The sequence below is a fragment of the Lysobacter sp. Root494 genome (assembly GCF_001427225.1).
GTDB lineage: Bacteria > Pseudomonadota > Gammaproteobacteria > Xanthomonadales > Xanthomonadaceae > Agrilutibacter.
Genome location: NZ_LMFH01000009.1, coordinates 1 through 18,419 on the forward strand (window position 1 = coordinate 1; position 18,419 = coordinate 18,419).

Sequence of the window (18,419 nt, forward strand, 5' to 3'; positions counted from 1 at the left end):
AAGTTCTGGCGCAGGATGACGTTCACGACGCCGGCGATGGCATCCGAACCGTAGATCGAGGATGCGCCGTCCTTCAGGACTTCGATGCGCTCCACCGCGGCGGTCGGGATGGTGTTGAGGTCGACCGCGCCGCCCAGGCCGGTGCCACCGATCCAGCGACGGCCGTTGACCAGCACCAGGGTGCGGTTGGAACCGAGGTTGCGCAGGCTGACGCGGGTTTCGCCGTTGCCACCGTTGTTCATGGTGGTGTTGAGGGTCGAGCCGTTGGCGGTGATGTTCTGGATCACGTCGCCGACCGACGTCAGGCCCTGCGCCTGGATGTCATCGCGGCTCAGCGAGAACACCGGCTGCGAGGTTTCGATGTCGGTGCGCTTGATGCGCGAACCGGTCACCTCGATGCGGTCGAGGGTGGTGGCTTCTTTTTCCTGCGGCGCCGCGGCGTCCTGCGCGAACGCGGGCATCGCCGATGCGAACAGCGTCGAAGCGATGGCGAGCTTGAGTCCGCGCGCGAGCGGATGGTGTTGCGGATGGTGTGTCATTCCAAAACTCCAGATCGGATTCCCGCCGGACGGCCGGGTCCGATCAACTTACAAATCGTTAACACGCACCCCGTGCCGTAAAGACCGCATTCGATGTGCGCGAACGTGGATTTCGCCCGCGTTGGCATCGCGCGTTTGCAGGGAAATGGACTGCGCTTCGCGCACCTGTGCCGATAGCCTTCACTCATCACACGGGACGGATACCTATACAGAGCCATGCGCTGGCTTCCTGCACTGCTCGGATTTGCTCTCTCGTCGCCCGCGTGGGCCGCACCGGCCTGCACGGCGCGGAGCGGCTCGACGCGGCTTCCGCTGGTGGAGCTGTACACGGCCGAGGGCTGCAACCAGTGCCCGCCCGCGGATCGCTGGCTTGGCACGCTCGCCAGTGGTTCGAAGGACGTCGCCGCACTCGCGTTCCATGTGGACTACTGGAACGACGACGGCTGGGTCGATCCGTTTTCCGATGCCGCTTACACACAGCGCCAGGACTACCGCGTGCGACTCGCCCGCAAGAAGGCGCTGGTCACACCGCAGGTCATGGTGGGTGCCAATTCCACCGTCAACTGGCGCGAACCGGCCACGGTGAACCGCGTCCTCAGGGCTGCGCGCCAGGGGGCGCCCGAAGTGGCTCTCTCATTATCGGGCAACGTCATCGGCGATCACGCCGAGCTGCAGTTGTCCGCACGGCCCGGCGTCGAAACTAAGCCCGAAGGCGAAGCCCCGATGCTCTGGCTCGCGCTGTACCAGGAAGGTGCCGACAGTCGCATCACGGCCGGTGAGAACCGCGGCGTGTCGCTGCACCACACCAATGTCGTGCGCAAGCTGGCCGGGCCCTGGAAGCTTGAAGCAACGGGAACGCAGGGCACTGTCAGCATTCCGCTAAAGGGCCTGGATCCGACGGGTCTCGGCGTCGTGCTGTTCGCCGAAAGCGGCAGGGACGCGCGGACGCTGCAGAGCGTGGTGCTGCCCCTGCGCAATTGCCGATAATCGAGCCCGGCTTCGCTGGCGCGATCGCCGCCAGTGGCCCGCCTCCTGGTATCGAAAGTGGACTGCGAATGGTCTCTTCCTCACGATCCAATGCGAGCAGGAGGAAGTAAATGGACCTGGTTCTCGACGAAGACGGCCCGCTGTACCTGCAATTGGCCCGCGCCCTCAAGGAGGCGATGGCCACCGGACGGCTGACCAACGGCACGCGGCTGCCTTCCAGCCGTGAGATGGCCTACGACCTCAATCTCTCCCGCACGACGGTAGTCGCCGCGTACGAACATCTGCGCGCGGAAGGGTTCATCACCGGCCGCGTCGGCTCCGGCAGCTACGTGACATCGCCCTGGTCGGCGCCGGTACGGCCACCGCCCGCGCGCCGTGCCGTCGTCGCGCAGTCCGCCTTCAGCCGCCGCGCTCGCGAGTTCTCCACGCTCGGCAACATTCCCGGCCATCGCCCTCCCGGCATGCGCTACGCCTTCCAGTACGGCATGCCCGTGGTCAACACCGCGCTCACGGCGCAATGGACGCGCGAACTCGCACGCGCGGCGCCCTATGTCCAGCCCAACTATCCACGGATCCAGGGCCTGCCCGCGTTGCGCGAAGCCGTATCCCGGCACGTGGGCCGCACCCGCGGCGTCGTGTGCACGCCCGACGACGTGCTCATCGTCGGCGGCACCCAGCAGGCGTTCTCGCTGATTGCACGTGTATTGCTCGACGAAGGCGACCAAGTCGCGCTGGAAGAGCCGCACTACTTCAGCGCGCGCACGCTGCTGCAGATCCATGGTGCGCGCCTGATCGGCATTCCGGTGGACGCTGAAGGCATGCAGGTGGATCGCCTTCCCGATCCCGCGGTGAAACTCACCTGCGTCACGCCCTCCCACCAGTTTCCGACCGGATCGGTGCTCTCGCACGAACGGCGCCTGGCCTTGCTCGAATACGCGCGGTTGGGTTCGGGATGGATCCTCGAAGACGACTACGACGGCGAATTCCGGCACGACCAGCAACCGGTGAAAGCATTGCAGCAACTCGACCGCGACGGCCGGGTGCTCTACGTGGGGAGTTTTTCGAAGACGCTGTTCCCGGCGCTGCGGCTGGGCTACATCATCATGCCGCCGGGCTTGAAGGACGACCTGCTCGTTGCGAAGTGGAGCGACGATTTCGGCACGCCGTCCATGGACCAGGCCGCGCTGGCCGGCTTCATCACCTCCGGCGGCTACGACCGTCACCTGCGCCAGGTCACGCGCAAGCTCGCCGAGCGGCGCAACCTCATGCGTTCGCTGCTCGAGCAACACTGCGGCGACCGGCTCGAGATCATGGAGTCGCATTCGGGCATGCACCTGGTCGCCTGGGTACACGACATGCCGGCAGCCGAAGGCGAAGCGCTCATCCATGCGGCACGCGAACGCAAGCTGGCCCTGTATTCGATCGCACCGTGCTACCTGCAGCCGCCGGACCGTACCGGGCTGATCATGGGTTTCAGTGCGATGTCGCCCAGCGAACTGCGGGACGCGGTGCCGCTGTTCGCGAAATGCCTGGCGCTGTTTCCGCGGCGTGCGGCGGGCGATCGTTCGCGACCGGCGCTGTATCTGGCCAGCAGCTCGGGCTGAGAAGCCAAGACCCAACACCTCTTGACGTACGCCGTTAATTCCATAAAACTGGAATTATGGAAACGAGCAACGCCCTCGCCGCACTCTCGGCCCTCAGCCACGAATCCCGCCTCGCTGCCTTTCGCCAGCTGGTCCAGGCTGGGCCGGACGGCCTGTCGGTCGGCGAACTGCGCGAGCGGCTGGAGCTGCCGCCCGCGACGCTGACCGCGCACCTCAACATCCTGCGCGGCGCCGGCCTGGTGACCGACCAGCGCGAGGGCCGGGTGATCCGCGTCCGCGCCCACTACGGGCAGATGAACGACCTGCTCGCCTACCTGACCGAAAACTGCTGCGGCGGCGCGTCGAACTGCGCTCCCGCGTCCACCTGCACACCCGCGGCCGCGCGGGCACGTACCGAAGGAGCCACGCCATGAGCCACCGCTTCCACCTGCACCTCAACGTCGCCGACCTCGCCGCGAGCGTCCGCTTCTACTCGCAGCTGTTCGCCGCCGAGCCCACGGTGCTCAAGGGCGACTACGCGAAGTGGATGCTCGAGGATCCGCGCATCAACTTCGCGATCTCCAACACCGGGCGCGCGCCGGGCATCGACCACCTGGGCCTGCAGGTCGACGACGAAGCGGGCCTGGCCGAACTCGGTCGCCGCCTCGACGCCGCCGGCGCCGCGGTGGTGCCCGAAGACGCGGCGATCTGCTGCTACGCGCACTCCGACAAGCTGTGGACCGAAGACCCGCAGGGCACGCGCTGGGAAACCTTCCATACCCACGGTGAAGCCACGACCTACTACGCCGCCGACGCGGCCTGCTCTACCGACGTCGCCGCGTGCACGCCGAACGTGCGCGAGATGAAGCCGAAGGTCGACAAGGGCGCGGCGTGCTGCGCGCCGCAGTCGGCCTGCTGCTGATTGCCCTTGCGAACCGGACCTGACTCCATGACGGCAAAGAAACGCGTCCTCTTCGTCTGCGTCGAGAACTCCAACCGCAGCCAGATGGCGGAAGCCTTCGCGCATATCCACGGCGGCGACGCCGTGGAAGCCTTCAGCGCCGGCTCGAAGCCGTCCGGCGTGCTCAATCCGAAGGCGATCCGCTTCATGGGCGAGCTCGGCTACGACCTCACCGCGCATGCGTCGAAGTCGCTGGACGAGATCGGCGGCGAATTCGACGCGGTAGTCACCATGGGTTGCGGCGACGACTGCCCGTGGATGCCGGCGAAGCAGCGCGAGGATTGGGCCCTGCCCGATCCCAGGCACATGGACGACGACGCCTACCGCGCGGTACGCGACGAGATTTCCGCGCGCGTCAAAGCACTGCTGGCGAGCCTGTGATGCCGCTGTCGCGCCGGCTCATCGCCGAGTTCGTCGGCACCGCCCTGCTGCTCGCCTGCGTGGTGGGTTCGGGAATCATGGGCGTCGCGCTGTCGGGCGGAAACGACGGTGTCGCGCTGCTCGCCAACGCGGCGGCGACCGCGGGTGCGCTGTACATGCTGATCACCGTGTTCGGACCGGTGTCGGGCGCGCACTTCAATCCGGCGGTCACACTGGTGATGCGGCTGCGCGGCGAGCTGCGCACCGACGAAGCCATCGTCTACATCGCCGCGCAGGTCGCCGCCGCGATCGTTGGCGTGCTGCTCGCGCATGCGATGTTCGACCTGCCGCTGCTGCAACCTGGCACGCGGATGCGCACCGGCGCGGCGCAGTGGCTGAGCGAAGGCGTGGCGACGTTCGGGCTGCTGCTCACGATCCTGCTAGGCGCGCGGCATCGCGCGACGGCGATTCCCGCATTGGTGGCGAGCTACATCTTCGCCGCGTACTGGTTCACCGCGAGCACGTCGTTCGCGAATCCGGCGGTGACGCTGGCGCGGTCGCTGACGCAGACGTTCGCAGGCATTCGTCCGGCCGATGTGCTCGCATTCGTTGCCTCGCAGCTTGCCGGTGCGTTGCTTGCGCTGGCGTTCGCGACCTGGTTGCTTCGCGATTCGAAAACGGTGCAAAGCGAAGGCACGTGACCAGGCCCGCGGGGATCAGTCGCGCAATGCGGCGGCGTGGTGGGCGACGTGTTCGCCGATGAAGCTGGCGATGAAGTAATAGCTGTGGTCGTAGCCCGGTTGCAGGCGCAGCTCGAGCGGATGGCCGGCGGCGGCGCAGGCATCGCGGAGGCGTTCGGGTTGCAGTTGCGCCGCGAGGAATTCGTCTTCGCTGCCCTGGTCGACGAGTAGCGGCAGTCGCTCGCTTGCGTTCGCGATCAGGGCGCACGCGTCCCACGCCTTCCATGCTGCGCGATCCTCGCCGAGGTACGCGCCGAACGCCTTTTCGCCCCACGGCACCTGCGACGGCGCCACGATCGGTGAGAAGGCGGAGACGCTTCGATAACGGCCCGGATTGCGCAGCGCCAGTACCAGCGCGCCGTGGCCGCCCATCGAGTGGCCGCTGATCGCGCGGGCACCGGTGGCAGGGAAATTCGCTTGGACCAGCGCAGGCAGTTCTTCGACGACATGGTCGTGCATGCGGTAGTGCGCCGACCATGGCGCCTGCGTCGCGTTGAGATAGAAGCCCGCGCCCTGGCCGAGGTCGTAGCCTTCGGCATCCGCGACATCCGCGCCGCGCGGGCTCGTATCCGGCGCGACGAGGATGACGCCGTGCTCGGCCGCGTAACGCTGCGCGCCGGCCTTGGTGATGAAGTTCTGTTCGGTGCAGGTCAGGCCCGACAGCCAGTACAGCACCGGGCAGGATTTCTGTTCAACCTGCGGCGGTAGGTAGATGCCGAAGCGCATCTCGCAGTCGAGCACCTGCGAGCGGTGGCGCCAGACTTCCTGGCGGCCGCCAGAACACGCGTGGGATTCAATCCTTTCCATCAATTCACTCCGACCTCGCGGAAGCTGACTCGTCATTCCCGCGAAGAGCTTCACCACAGCCGAAGGCTGCTCGAGCGGGAAACCAGTGTCGTCTGTTTCACCTTGTACCGACAAAAGTCGCTGGGTCCCCGCCTTCGCGGGGATGACGGCCGTGGTGATCTGGTTGATCGCGACGCAGCCCAGCAATGGCGATGCGCAAGTCAGTAATGCACCACCGACCGGATCGACTTGCCCTCATGCATCAAGTCGAACGCTTCGTTGATGTCTTCCAGTGGCATCGTGTGGGTCACGAACGGCGCCAGTTCGATGTCGCCGCGCATTGCGTCCTCGACCATGCCCGGCAACTGCGTGCGGCCCTTCACCCCACCGAAGGCGGTGCCCATCCACTTGCGTCCGGTGACGAGCTGGAACGGCCGCGTCGAGATCTCCTGTCCCGCGCCCGCGACGCCGATGATCACCGACTGGCCCCAGCCACGGTGCGCGCACTCCAGCGCCGCGCGCATCACGTGGACGTTGCCGATGCATTCGAACGAATGATCCACGCCCCAACCGGTCATCTCGACGACCACCTGCTGGATCGGCTTGTCATGGTCCTTCGGGTTCACGCAATCGGTGGCGCCCATCTGCTGCGCCATCCCGAACTTGGACGGATTGGTATCGATCGCAATGACGCGGCCCGCCTTCGCCTGGCGCGCGCCCTGGATCACCGCGAGGCCGATGCCGCCCAGGCCGAACACCGCGACCGAATCGCCCGGCTGCACCTTCGCCGTGTTGTGCACGGCCCCGATGCCAGTGGTGACGCCGCAGCCGAGCAGGCACACGTGCTCGTGGTTGGCTTCGGGGTTGATCTTCGCCAGCGAGACTTCCGCAACGACGGTGTATTCGCTGAAGGTCGAGCAGCCCATGTAGTGGTACAGCGGCTGCCCGTTGTAGGAGAACCGCGACGTACCGTCGGGCATCACGCCCTTGCCCTGTGTCGCCCGCACCGCCACGCACAGGTTGGTCTTGCCCGACTTGCAGAACAGGCATTCGCCGCACTCGGCGGTGTAGAGCGGGATGACGTGGTCGCCCGGCTTCACCGAGGTCACGCCCTCGCCCACTTCGACCACGATGCCGGCGCCTTCATGGCCGAGCACGACCGGGAACAGGCCCTCGGGATCCTCGCCGCTCAGCGTGAACGCATCGGTGTGGCAGACGCCGGTGTGGGTGATCTTCACCAGCACCTCGCCGGCGCGCGGCGGCGCGACGTCGATCTCGACGATCTGCAGCGGCTGGCCCGCGGCGAAGGCGACGGCGGCACGGCTTTTCATTTCGGTTCTCCGGAGGCGGTGGTGCAGATGATCGGTCGTCGGCACCGCGATTGTGCCGGTGGCGGTGCGATTCGCCAGAGCCGGCAACGCTCACGAATTCGCCGACGCACCCACCGAACGCAGATAAGCATCGAGATTGCGCTGCGGATTCTCCGCGAATACCTCGCCGGTCAGTGCGAAGGCGGCGATGCGATCCGGGCGGAAGCTGCGGAAATCGCCGCGCAGCCGGCACCACGCACCCATCGTCCAGCTGCCGCCCCAGAACGCCAGCGCCAGCGGCTCGACGTCGCGCACGCTGACTTCGCCATTGCCGTCGCGGTAATCCAGACGCAGCACTTGCGCGTTTTCGATCGCGGCATGCAGCGCGTCGATCAGGCCGGTGGCTTCGATGCGGTTGCTCAGCTGCGGCGCGAAGATGCGCGTGCGGCGGCTGCGGTTGCGCAGTTCGTCGGGCAGCACCGCCTCGATCTTGAGCAATGCGGCCGTGGCGCCGCGGCCGAGGCGCTCGCCGCCGAAGGCACGGACGAAGCGCGTGCCGACGACCAGGGCCTCGAGTTCTTCGACAGTGAACATCAGCGGCGGAATGTCCGCGCCCTTGCGCAGCATGTAGCCGACGCCGGCTTCGCCTTCGATCGGCACGCCCGACAGCTGCAGGTCGGCGACATCACGGTAGACCGTGCGCAGCGAAACCTGCAGGGTGGTCGCCAGCTGCTGCGCGGTGATCGCGGAACGGCGGCCACGCAGGGCGTGGATGAGCAGGAACAATCGGTCGGCGCGGCGCATGCGGCATGATCGGGTGACCCCTTCGGATGTTCAACATCCGGGTGCTGCCCTTGAAACCGTCATTCCCGCGAAAGCGGGAATGACGAACAGAGCGGACTTCGCGGTTCCATGCTGATCGCAACTCGACCGCTTCACCGCAATTCCGATCTCGCGGTTGGTGTGAGGCGAAGCAGCTCCGGTGGCTGCGTGAGTTCCTCCAGCATCGCGGCGGCGATCGTTTCCTGCCACGCCGCGTCCGCGCGCAAGGCAGTCAGGTGCGCGTCGAGTGCAGCAACATCGGTGAAACGCGCAAGCCACACGAACACGCGTTCGCCTTCGCGCACCGGCAGGCGCGGGAACGTGTTTTCGCTTGCATCGGTGACGTACTGCGCGAGCAGCTCGGCGCCGTGCTGGCGCAACAACGGAGCCAGCTGCTGTTCGAAGCGCGTGCCGAAGTTCCGTTCCGCGGGTTCGGTCAGTCCACAGATGCCGAGGCAGAGCGCACCGGACGCAACCGGTTCGCCGACGGCCGGTCGCGATACAGGAACCGCAGACGATTCCGCCTCCGCATGCGGCTTCAACAGCAACACGTTGTCGCTGTCGATCATCGTCGCGTTCGCGGTTTCGCGATGCTTCTGCCATACCGGACCGAAGTAGAACGCCTGCAGCGCTTCGCGTCGCGCGTCCATCGACGGGAACCCGCGTAGCCACACGAAGCGGTCCGGCGCATCGAGGTCGCGGAAATGGCCGATCACGTGCATGCCCACGGCTTCCTGCGGTTCGATGAATTCGCGCTCGAACAACTCGACCAACGCGTCGCGCTGTCCGGGGTGCAGCGTGTACTGGCGCAGTTCAAGCACGTGGTCTTCCTGCACCAGCCGGCCCTGCGCATCGAGGCGGCGGAACCACATGTGCCAGTTGGTTTCCCAGCTCGCGCCATCATCTTCGGAGAAGGCCTGCTGCCAGTGCGCGCTGTTCGCGCTGGAATGGCTCCAGAGGAACCGCACGCGCACCGGCCGGCCGTCGTGCAGGTCCTCGCCATGGAACGTGCCCACGCCGTCTTCGAAGATGCCACTCACCGGCGGATCGAGCACGCCGCTGCGATCGCTCGACCAGTGGATGCGCCATTGCCGCGCGGCGAGGTCGTACAGGCGTAGCGCGAGGCCTTCGTAGCCGCCGTTCCATGCCGTGTGGAATTCCTCGAGATTGCCAATCCCGCCGAGCAGCGGCCGGCACTCGTCGGTCGCATTGAAGACTTCCCAATCCTGGCTGCCCGCAAGCCGCTCGCGCAGGCGTTCGTTCTGCACCTGCCAGCGACCGTGGATGAAGTCGAAGTCGTGGCGTCCGTCGTCGTGATGATCGTGGTCGTGCATGAAAGGCTCCATCGGATGGGGCGAGCAGGCGTGAGGCGGGGCTGGCCATGCCGGAGGGCCGGATCGCGCGTCATGGATTCGCGGCGGGCCCGGCCTCCGCGACGATGTTCGTACGGGTCCGACCTCACGACGCCAGCCTGCGCCGGAGCTGCTGCCAACCTGATGTCAGGAGCCTGAACGCGTTGCCCCAGCTGGTTTTCACCGGCCGCTGACCGCCGGCTGTGCACGCTGGCGCTGTCCGCAACCAGCCCCCGGCTGCGTAAAACGGGTTGGCAGGCATCTCAGTTCCTGCGACAGCCCCCTTCGAGACTGCACGCATGAACGCTACCTACGCCCCCGCCTCTTCCGCTGAACTGCTTGACGCCCTCGCCCGCCTCGACACCGCGATGGCACTGGTGGTGCGGCGCGCCGGCCAAGGTTGCGGCCCGGATTGCGAGCGGCATCTGGACGGGGCGTCGCGCGGACTGCGCGCCCTGCTTGGCCCGGACGCGAGCCAGGTCGTAAGCGACGTCATCGAGGCCGCGCACCGCGTGCTCACCTCGGCCGATCCGTCGGCGCCGCTGCTGATGCTGTCGATGGCACGCAAGACGCTCGCGACCGTGGTGCATCGCCAGGCGGCGCGGGCGACACGAAAGGTGGCCTGAGCGGTCCTGTCCGCCTTTTCCGCATCCTTCTGAAACGGCTTCCGGTGGGCGGCGTGCCACGCGATGCCGTTGGCATCGGCGACAATGGCGGCCCCTTTTCTGCCTGCCCGCCCATGTCCAGCTCCGCTTCGATTTCGCTCACCCGCTTCCTGATCGAGGAACAACGCGCCGGCCGCATCAATCCCGACCTTCGCCTGCTGATCGAAGTAGTGGCGCGGGCCTGCAAGACCATTTCGATCGCGGTGGGCAAGGGTGCGCTGGGTGGCGTGCTCGGCGACGCGGGTTCGCCCGGCGTGGCGAGCATGAACATCCAGGGCGAGGCGCAGAAGAAGCTCGACGTGCTGAGCAACGAGATCCTGCTCGAAGCCAACGCCTGGGGCGGCCACCTTGCCGGCCTCGCGTCGGAAGAGATGGATACCTCGCAGCCGATCCCCGACGTCTACCCGCGCGGCAACTACCTGTTGATGTTCGATCCGCTCGATGGCTCCTCGAACATCGACGTCAACATTTCCGTCGGCACCATCTTCTCGGTGCTGCGCTGCCCGGACGACGTGACCACGCCGCGCGACGAGCACTTCCTGCAGCCGGGCACCGCCCAGGTCGCCGCCGGCTACTGCACCTACGGGCCGAGCACGATGCTGGTGCTCACCGTCGGCCACGGCACGCACGCGTTCACCCTGGACCGCGAAGTCGGTTCATTCGTGCTGACCACGCGCGGCATGCGCATTCCCGAGGAGACGAAGGAATTCGCGGTCAACATGTCCAACCAGCGCTTCTGGGAAGCGCCGATGCAGCAGTACGTCGGTGACCTGCTCGCCGGCACGGAAGGTCCGCGCGGCAAGGACTTCAACATGCGCTGGGTCGCGTCGATGGTCGCGGACGTGCACCGCATCCTCACCCGCGGCGGCATCTTCAGCTATCCGCTCGACAGCAAATGCCGCGACAAGGGCGGCAAGCTGCGGCTGATGTACGAAGCCAACCCGATGGCGCTCCTCGTCGAACAGGCCGGCGGCGCGGCGACCACCGGCCGTGCACGCATGCTCGAAGTGCAGCCAACCGGGCTGCACATGCGCGTGCCGGTGTTCCTGGGTTCGAAGCGGGAAGTGGAGACCGCCACGCGTTACCACTGCGAGTACGACGCGGTGAGCGGGAACGCGGCGGCGGTGGCCTGAGCGGCGCCAGCTACCCGTCATTCCCGCGAAGGCGGGAATCCATGGACGCTGCTCTGCTCTTCACTCTCGTGGCCCCAACGGCAAACCCAAGTCCATCGATTCCCGCCTGCGCGGGAATGACGGCAGAGGCACTGAAGCCGAGCGCGAATCTGCTTTACTGAAACCTTTGCGGCCAGCCAACTCTTCCACACCATCCTGCCCATGAGCGCCACCGACACCCACGCCGATTTCATCGAGGTCTACGACGGCGCGTTGTCGCGCGAGGCGTGCGCGGCGCTGGTCGAGCGCTTCACCGCGAGCAATGCCGCGCTGCCCGGCCGCGTCGGCGGCGGCGTGCTGCCCGACCTCAAGGACAGCCTCGACATCTCGCTCGCCGGCAAACCCGAATGGCGCGATGCCGAGGCGCAACTCAACCAGGCCATGTTCCGTGGCCTGCTCGCGTACCTGCGCCGCTATCCGCACACGCTGATCGCGCCGCTGATGCTCGAAGTACCGGGCGACAACGACACCCGCCACCGCCTCACCGCCGAGCGCCTGCAGGCGATGGACGACGCGACGCTGTCGCCGATCGTGCAGACCGTGCTGCGGCCGGGCGCGATCAACCTGCAGCGCTACACCGGTGGCCGCGGCGGGTATCCGTACTGGCACTGCGAGTTGTATCCGCGCGATCCGCAGTGCGACACGCTGCACCGCCACCTGTTGTGGACGATCTACCTCAACGACGGTTTCGACGAAGGCGAAACCGAGTTCCTCTACCAGCAGCGCAAGATCGCGCCGCGCACGGGTTCGCTGCTGATCGCACCCGCGGCGTTCACGCATACGCATCGCGGCAACCGGCCGCTCGGCGGCGACAAGTTCATCGCGACGAGCTGGATCCTGTTCCAGCGTGCGGAGGCGTTGTTCGGGAAGTCGTAGAGCCGCCTGGCGCTCGCGAACGTTTCCACGCAGAAGGCGGAGTCGATCCGCTTGCGCCATATGGCTTCAAACGTTTCTGTTCGGCCATTTGGCGCTGCTCTGCTCTTGCTCGTCATTCCGGCGAAGGCGGGAATCCAGTGACTTGGCTTCTTCTTGTGAAGGCCCCTGTGGCGAACAAGAAGCGCGCGCGAGTAACAAAGACGCTGGATTCCCGCCTTCGCGGGAATGACGAGCAAAAAGACCTGGTGGTGGCGAGCAACAACGAAACCAGTACGCCGGATACCCGGCGAGATACGCAACAACAGCGAAGGGAACCGCCTGGCCGCTAAGCCACCCGCGGATGGTTAAGCACCAGCCAGTACAACCCCACCTGCCGCACCGCCCATACGAACTGCTCGAAATCCACCGGTTTCTGGATGTAGCTGTTCACGCCCAGGGCATAGCTGGCTTCCACATCGAAAGGTTCCGCGCTGGTGGTCAGCACGATCACCGGCAGGTCGCGCGTCGCCGGATGGGCGCGGATCGCCTGCAGCACTTCGCGCCCATCGAGCTTGGGCAGGTTGAGATCGAGCAGCACGATCGAAGGCAGAGCGGTGGCATCGCGCGATGCGTAGCGGCCACGGGCGAAGAGATAGTCCAGCGCCTCGGCGCCGTCGCGCACGACCACCAGGTGGTTGGCGACGTTGGCTTCCTCGAAGGCGAGGCGGGTCAGCTCGACATCGTCCGGGTTGTCTTCGACCAGCAGGATTTCTTTATGCTGCATGCGGCGATCCCTCATCCGGTCCCGGTAGCTCGACAGTGAAGGTGGCTCCGTCACCGGGCGGTGAAGCCGCGGTGATGGTGCCGCCGTGCCGCATTGCGATGCGTTGCGCGATGGTGAGGCCGAGGCCGTGGCCGGCGCCCTCTTCCGCCGTGTGCAGGCGCTGCAGGGGTTCGAAGATCTTGTGGAGATAGCGTGGATCGAAGCCGATGCCGTGGTCGCGGACCTCGGCCCGGAAAACGTCGCGGTCGAGGGTACCCGTCACCTCGATGCGCGTCGTCTCCGCCGCCGCGGAGAACTTCCAGGCGTTGTGCAGCAGTTGCGCGAGCATCAGCCGGAGCAGGCGTTCGTCGCCGTGCGCCGTCAGGCCGGGTTGCACGAGGATCTGCGCGGCGCGGTCCGGCTCGCCCGCCTGCAGGTCGGACAGGATCCATTCCGCGAACAGGCTGATGTCGACGTCCACCATCTGCAGCGGCGCATGGGTGGCCCGGGAGAGCTCGCCGAGCTCTTCCAGCAGGGCATTCATGCGCGTGGCTGCATCGCGCACGCGTTGCAGTTGCTCGCGCTCGCGTTCGTCGAGGCGCTCGTGCGCGCTGGTCGCCACGCGCGTGGCGAAGCCCTCGATGGTCCGCAGCGGCGCGCGCAGGTCGTGGGTGATCGCGTCGGTCAGGAGCTGCAGCTGCCGGCGGGCGGCGTCGAGCTGGGCACGGGCCTGTTGCGGGGATTCGTCGTTGTTCATGGACCAGCGGCGGCGGCAGATGCCTGATTATCGGCCAGCCGCTTCGCGTGCGTCATTTCCCTGTTCAGCAGCTAGAACAACTCGCCCTGTGGCGATGCCGCTCGCGGCGGCGTGAAGCGGCTCGCATCCAGTGGCGGCAGCCGCCCGAACCCGATCCGGGCATGCGCCTTGGCGAAGCGTTGCTGCATCAGCTGCGCGAACGGCCCTTCGCCGCGCATGCGCTTGCCGAACGCGCTGTCGTAATCCTTGCCGCCGCGCATCTGCCGGATGAGGCTCATCACGTGCGCGGCGCGGTCCGGGTAGTGCAGCTCCAGCCATTCGCGCCAGATCTGCTTGAGCTCGTGCGGCAATCGCAGCAATACGTAACCGGCGGCACGCGCACCATGTTCGTAGGCGGCTTCGAGGATGTGCTCGAGCTCGCGGTCGTTGATCATCGGGATCATCGGCGCGGCCATCACGCCGACCGGCACGCCGGCTTCATGCAAGGCCTGTATCGCGCGCAGCTTCGCGTGCGGCGCGGACGCGCGCGGTTCCATTTTCGAAGCGAGCTTGTTGTCGAGCGTGGTCACCGAGAAGTACACATTGACCAGGCGCTCGCGGGCCATCGCGGCGAGCACGTCGATGTCGCGCTCGATCAGCGCGTTCTTGGTGATGAAGCTGAGCGGATGCTTCGTTTCCGCCAGCACTTCCAGGCACTGGCGGGTGACGCGGTAGCGGCGCTCGATCGGCTGGTACGCATCGGTGTTGATGCCGAGCGCAATCGGCGTGCACTTGTACGAAGGCCGCGCAAGTTCCGCGCGCAGGCGTTCGGCGGCGTTGGTCTTCGCGAACAGCTTCGTCTCGAAGTCGAGCCCGGGCGAGAGATCGAGGTACGCGTGCGACGGTCGTGCGAAGCAGTAGACACAACCGTGTTCGCAACCGCGATACGGATTCACCGACGCGGCGAAACCGACATCCGGCGAATCATTTCGACTGATGATGCTGCGCGCGCGTTCCTCGGTGACGGTGGTCTGCGGGCGTGGCGCGTCGGCGATGTCTTCGTACACCGAACCCCAGCCGTCGTCCGCGCCCTGCGTGGTGGTGACCGCGTAGCGGCCATGCACGTACGAAGCGGCACCGCGGCCCTTGAGCGGCGCCTGTGGACGGCGGGCGTCGGTGTCGTACGCGTCTTCCATTGGCTCTTGCGCGATCGCATGGCGGGGACGCCCAGCTTATTAGCATTATTACTAACTGACAAACCCGTTTTTCCTGAACAGGTCAAACGTGGAGCCCCGGCGGTCATCACCGCCGCTTGGGATACCCTCGCCGCGTCGCCAGCCCGCGACGACACTGAATCCGCAAGCGCCCATGCCCGATGCCGTACGCGATCTCTGGACGGCCCTGCTCGCCGTGCCCCATCTCAAGCTGTACCTGACGCTCGCCTGGGCGGTATACCTGTTGTGGCTGGGCAGCTGGATCGTGCTGCAGAAGCGCGAGCCGGTGGCGACGCTCAGCTGGCTGGTCAGCCTCGCCGCGCTGCCGTATGTCGGCTTCCTCATTTATTACCTGCTCGGTCCGCAGCGCATCCACCGTCAGCGCCTGCGCCGCGTGCGCGCCCGCGCGAAGCTGCCGCCGCTGCCGGACGGCTTCAAGCCAACGCCCGAAGCGATCGAACTCGCGCGGCTCGGCCAGGCCACCACCGGCCTGCCCCCGACGACCGCGACCGGTGCGCGCCTGCTGATCGACGGCGCCGCCAAGTACTCCTCCTTGCTGCACGACGTTGCCGCGGCGCAGGACCACGTCCACCTCGAGTACTACATCTTCTATCCGGACCGGACCGGCGCCGCGTTGCGCGATGCACTGGTCGAGCGCGCACGCGCCGGAGTGAGGGTGCGGCTGCTGCTCGATGCGGTGGGTTCGGGCAAGACCCCGGCGCGCTTCTTCGACGCACTCGTCGCGGCCGGCGGCGAGCTGGCCTGGTTCCATCCTTCGCGGATCCTGCAGGTCTGGAAGCGGCCGTGGCTCAACCTGCGCAGCCATCGCAAGATCGTGGTGATCGATGGCCGCATCGCCTATACCGGTGGCATCAACATCACCGACGAGGAGGACGAGCGCCTGCGCGACGACGCGTACCGCGACCTGCACCTGCGCGTGGAAGGCAACGTGGTGAGTTCGCTGCAGGTGGTCTTCATCGAGGACTGGGCCTATGCCACCGGCAAGCCGCCGCTCGCGCTGCCTTCGCCGGAGCCGCACCCGGGTCGGGTTCCGATGCAGGTGCTGGTGTCGGGTCCGGACTCGTCGTGGGAAGCGATCCATCGCCTGCACGTCGGCGCGATCCATTCCGCGAAGCGGCGGGTATGGCTGGCCACGCCCTACTTCGTGCCGGGCGAAGCCGCGCGCATGGCGCTGACCTCGGCCGCGCTCGGCGGCCTCGACGTGCGCCTGCTCGTGCCGCGCCGCAGCGACAGCCGGCTGGTGACGCTGGCTGCGCGCTCCTACTTCGACGAACTGCTCGCAGCCGGCGTGCAGGTGTACGAATACGGCCCACGGATGCTGCACACCAAAGCGCTGCTGTGCGACGACGACCTCGCGATCATCGGCAGCGCCAACTTCGACCATCGCAGCTTCCGCCTCAACTTCGAGGTGTCCCTGATGTTCGCCGACGCCGAACTGTGCGTCGAGCTGGCCGCGCTGCTGGAACGCGAGTGCATGGCTTCGCGCGGCGTGCAGCCGGAACGGGAGCGGCCGCTATTTCGCACGCGGCTGCCGGAAGCGCTGGCACGCCTGGTGTCCCCGCTGCTGTAACCCCCGGACGTGTGGCGCCGGGCTCGCGACCGGCGGGCCGCAGGCGCGAGCGCACGCACGAAACTGCCCGGATTGGCGCGCTACACTTTCGCCAAGCGCACTACGGAGTTGCCCATGGCCTGGTTGTTCCTTCTGCTCGGTTTCGGCGCCCTGTGGGTGGCGTTTACCGCATCGTCCCCGGGCCTGCTGGCCCTCGCACTGGTCGCGGCGCTGGTGCTGTTCATCGCCTTCGTGTTGAAGATGGCGTCCGACCGCATCGGCAACCGGTCACGCGACGAACAGCTGATGCTGGATCCGGACGAGCTGCGCCGCCTGCGCGAGCAGGCCGAAGCGCGCAAGCTCGCCGCAGCGTCGCAGAGCGACGTAACGCGCTGAGTTCGCACCGCCTCGGCTCCATGGTCGCGGCGGATACCGCGCCGGACACAGAGCGGAAGGATGGCCGTCGTAAACTGGCGCCATGACCGTCCTCAGCGTCAACGTCAACAAGATCGCCGTGCTACGCAATTCGCGTGGTGGCAACGAGCCGGACGTGGTGCGCGCCGCGCGCGCCTGCCTCGATGCCGGCGCGCACGGCATCACCGTGCACCCGCGTCCCGATGCGCGCCATATCCGCGCGGACGACGTGTACGCCCTCGCCGAACTCACTCGCGAGTACGGCGTCGAGTTCAATCTCGAAGGCAACCCGTTCGCGCCGCCGCGTCCCGGATATCCCGGCTTCGTCGCGCTGTGCGAACAGGTGCGTCCGGCGCAGGCCACGCTCGTGCCCGACAGCGACGCGCAGCTGACGTCGGACCATGGCTTCGATTTCGCGCGCGATGCCGATGCGTTGCGGCCACTTGTCACCCAGCTGCGAGCGCTGCAATGTCGCATCAGCCTGTTTGCCGATGCGCATGTGGAAGCCAGCGGGGACATGCGGCTCGCGGCTGATGTGGGGGCTGATCGCGTTGAGCTGTACACAGGACCTTATGCCGAAGCCCATGCCCGCGGCGATGCGGCAACCCTGTTTGCGCGTTTCGCGGCGACTTCACGTCGTGCGCAGGCGGCGGGACTGGGCGTGAATGCCGGGCATGATCTCAGCCTGGAGAATCTCGGCGATTTCCTGCGTGCCGTGCCTAACGTGCAAGAGGTCTCGATCGGCCATGCGCTGATCGGCGAGGCGCTGTATGCGGGGCTGGACGCGACGGTAAAGCGCTATCTGCGGATTCTTGCTGCCGTTTGAGCCGTACGTCCTTAGTTGTGACTTGCTTGTCGCGTTATCAGCGACATTGGCTCCGCACGCAGCATGTACGCATGACGCTTCGGCGGTAACTTGCTACCTCCGTGTTGCCGGTTGTGCGCGCGCGAGCCAAGCGCTCGGCAACCACCACCTGCGTCGCGCTGAGTGATTCGAAAGTAATGGCGCTGGGCTGCGACGCCGTGGTTCGACGCGACCGCAGGGATCGATACATGCATGGTTGAAGCCGCGACGCATTCGAGCGTCGCGCGTCGGGTGTGCCCCTTGTTCTTACGTGCGCTCTTGCATCGAACGCACAGTCGAGCCACGTGTCGGATCTCAGCGTTGCAGCGCGATATTGGTGAGCCCACTGCGCCGCGCCGCCGCAAGTGCGCTCGTGAATGCCTGATAGTCCGCGTTCTCGCTCACGGTCACATCCACGATCGCGTTTGGCGTCGTGCGTGCCGCGTTGCGTAGTGCCTCAGACAAGGCCTGTTCGGTCAGTACCGTGTCTTCCAGCATGAATTGGCCATCGCCCTGCACACCCACGCGCAAGTGCGGTGGTTCGGTCGGCTGCAGTGGTGGTTGCTGAGGGAGGGTCAGGTCGAGCGAACGCGTCGCGATCGGCGCAGCCACCATGAAGATGATCAGCAGCACGAGCATCACGTCCACCAGCGGCGTGATGTTCATTTCCGCCATCGTCCGGCCGCCCGTACTCCTGGAATCGCCCGCAAACATGGAAGTCGCCATGGTCCCCTCCTCCGGTCACG

At 66.7% G+C, this 18,419-nt stretch carries 20 protein-coding genes and 1 pseudogene; 12 read left to right on the top strand and 9 right to left on the bottom strand.

The genetic code is table 11. The features are described from left to right. A pseudogene (locus ASD14_RS14440) lies at positions 1–407 on the bottom strand (TonB-dependent receptor plug domain-containing protein); the annotation flags it as partial. Between the two features lie 348 nt (positions 408–755). Here ASD14_RS14440 and ASD14_RS14445 point away from each other — a divergent pair. The 6 genes from ASD14_RS14445 (at position 756) to ASD14_RS14470 (ending at position 5,131) form a co-directional block, all read left to right on the top strand. After that, on the top strand, positions 756–1,526 hold the full coding sequence (locus ASD14_RS14445; protein WP_056135446.1) for a DUF1223 domain-containing protein: 771 nt from the start codon (positions 756–758) through the stop codon (positions 1,524–1,526). A gap of 110 nt (positions 1,527–1,636) precedes the next feature. Continuing rightward, complete coding sequence (locus tag ASD14_RS14450) at positions 1,637–3,130, top strand: PLP-dependent aminotransferase family protein (RefSeq protein ID WP_082539019.1); 1,494 nt, start codon at positions 1,637–1,639, stop codon at positions 3,128–3,130. A 56-nt stretch (positions 3,131–3,186) separates the two neighbouring features. Then, entirely contained in the window at positions 3,187–3,543 is a 357-nt protein-coding gene (locus tag ASD14_RS14455; protein ID WP_056135448.1) for a metalloregulator ArsR/SmtB family transcription factor, read from the top strand. Continuing rightward, positions 3,540–4,031 carry an ArsI/CadI family heavy metal resistance metalloenzyme gene (locus ASD14_RS14460; RefSeq protein WP_056135451.1) on the top strand — a complete coding sequence of 164 codons (492 nt, stop codon included), beginning with the start codon at positions 3,540–3,542 and terminating at the stop codon, positions 4,029–4,031. Before ASD14_RS14455 ends, ASD14_RS14460 begins: the two co-directional genes overlap by 4 nt. 27 nt (positions 4,032–4,058) lie before the next feature. Continuing rightward, on the top strand, positions 4,059–4,451 hold the full coding sequence (locus tag ASD14_RS14465) for an arsenate reductase ArsC (RefSeq protein ID WP_056135453.1): 393 nt from the start codon (positions 4,059–4,061) through the stop codon (positions 4,449–4,451). After that, positions 4,451–5,131 carry an aquaporin gene (locus tag ASD14_RS14470; RefSeq protein WP_056135456.1) on the top strand — a complete coding sequence of 227 codons (681 nt, stop codon included), beginning with the start codon at positions 4,451–4,453 and terminating at the stop codon, positions 5,129–5,131. Before ASD14_RS14465 ends, ASD14_RS14470 begins: the two co-directional genes overlap by 1 nt. A 15-nt stretch (positions 5,132–5,146) precedes the next feature. Here ASD14_RS14470 and fghA read toward each other — a convergent pair whose 3' ends face one another. The 4 genes from fghA to ASD14_RS16355 all read right to left on the bottom strand — a co-directional run bounded on the left by fghA (position 5,147) and on the right by ASD14_RS16355 (position 9,422). Further along, on the bottom strand, positions 5,147–5,977 hold the full coding sequence (fghA, locus tag ASD14_RS14475; RefSeq protein WP_056135458.1) for an S-formylglutathione hydrolase: 831 nt from the start codon (positions 5,975–5,977) through the stop codon (positions 5,147–5,149). 200 nt (positions 5,978–6,177) lie between these two features. Continuing rightward, positions 6,178–7,287 (bottom strand): S-(hydroxymethyl)glutathione dehydrogenase/class III alcohol dehydrogenase, encoded by a 1,110-nt coding sequence (locus tag ASD14_RS14480; RefSeq protein WP_056135859.1) that lies wholly within the window; start codon positions 7,285–7,287, stop codon positions 6,178–6,180. Between the two features lie 90 nt (positions 7,288–7,377). Further along, on the bottom strand, positions 7,378–8,070 hold the full coding sequence (locus ASD14_RS14485; RefSeq protein ID WP_056135461.1) for a YafY family protein: 693 nt from the start codon (positions 8,068–8,070) through the stop codon (positions 7,378–7,380). A gap of 131 nt (positions 8,071–8,201) precedes the next feature. Continuing rightward, positions 8,202–9,422 carry an NIPSNAP family protein gene (locus ASD14_RS16355; RefSeq protein WP_200947074.1) on the bottom strand — a complete coding sequence of 407 codons (1,221 nt, stop codon included), beginning with the start codon at positions 9,420–9,422 and terminating at the stop codon, positions 8,202–8,204. A gap of 317 nt (positions 9,423–9,739) precedes the next feature. Here ASD14_RS16355 and ASD14_RS14495 point away from each other — a divergent pair, with 317 nt between their 5' ends. From ASD14_RS14495 to ASD14_RS14505, 3 genes are all read left to right on the top strand, one after another. Then, complete coding sequence (locus tag ASD14_RS14495) at positions 9,740–10,066, top strand: hypothetical protein (protein WP_056135464.1); 327 nt, start codon at positions 9,740–9,742, stop codon at positions 10,064–10,066. Between the two features lie 113 nt (positions 10,067–10,179). Then, the gene (locus ASD14_RS14500; protein WP_056135864.1) at positions 10,180–11,238 is read left to right on the top strand and encodes a class 1 fructose-bisphosphatase; all 1,059 of its coding nucleotides are present in this window, start codon (positions 10,180–10,182) and stop codon (positions 11,236–11,238) included. A gap of 201 nt (positions 11,239–11,439) precedes the next feature. Further along, entirely contained in the window at positions 11,440–12,153 is a 714-nt protein-coding gene (locus ASD14_RS14505) for a 2OG-Fe(II) oxygenase (protein WP_056135467.1), read from the top strand. Positions 12,154–12,478: 325 nt separating this feature from the next. On the opposite strand, the gene ASD14_RS14510 is transcribed toward ASD14_RS14505, so the two are convergent. From ASD14_RS14510 to ASD14_RS14520, 3 genes are all read right to left on the bottom strand, one after another. After that, positions 12,479–12,916, bottom strand: a complete 438-nt coding sequence (locus ASD14_RS14510) for a response regulator (RefSeq protein WP_056135470.1) — start codon at positions 12,914–12,916, stop codon at positions 12,479–12,481. After that, positions 12,906–13,652, bottom strand: a complete 747-nt coding sequence (locus ASD14_RS14515) for an ATP-binding protein (protein WP_056135474.1) — start codon at positions 13,650–13,652, stop codon at positions 12,906–12,908. Before ASD14_RS14515 ends, ASD14_RS14510 begins: the two co-directional genes overlap by 11 nt. Positions 13,653–13,723: 71 nt before the next feature. After that, entirely contained in the window at positions 13,724–14,827 is a 1,104-nt protein-coding gene (locus ASD14_RS14520) for a PA0069 family radical SAM protein (RefSeq protein WP_056135476.1), read from the bottom strand. Positions 14,828–14,999: 172 nt separating this feature from the next. On the opposite strand from ASD14_RS14520, the gene cls reads away from it, so the two are divergent. From cls to ASD14_RS14535, 3 genes are all read left to right on the top strand, one after another. Then, positions 15,000–16,436, top strand: a complete 1,437-nt coding sequence (gene cls, locus ASD14_RS14525; RefSeq protein WP_056135478.1) for a cardiolipin synthase — start codon at positions 15,000–15,002, stop codon at positions 16,434–16,436. A gap of 114 nt (positions 16,437–16,550) precedes the next feature. Next, a complete protein-coding gene (locus tag ASD14_RS14530; RefSeq protein WP_056135480.1) occupies positions 16,551–16,811 on the top strand; it encodes a hypothetical protein in 261 nt (86 codons plus the stop codon). Positions 16,812–16,893: 82 nt separating this feature from the next. After that, positions 16,894–17,655, top strand: a complete 762-nt coding sequence (locus ASD14_RS14535) for a pyridoxine 5'-phosphate synthase (RefSeq protein WP_056135481.1) — start codon at positions 16,894–16,896, stop codon at positions 17,653–17,655. Between the two features lie 333 nt (positions 17,656–17,988). Here the strand turns inward: ASD14_RS14535 and ASD14_RS14540 are convergent, their stop codons facing one another. Further along, positions 17,989–18,339: a biopolymer transporter ExbD gene (locus tag ASD14_RS14540; protein ID WP_162247715.1), complete on the bottom strand. Its 351-nt coding sequence runs from the start codon at positions 18,337–18,339 to the stop codon at positions 17,989–17,991. Positions 18,340–18,419: the final 80 nt, after the last annotated feature.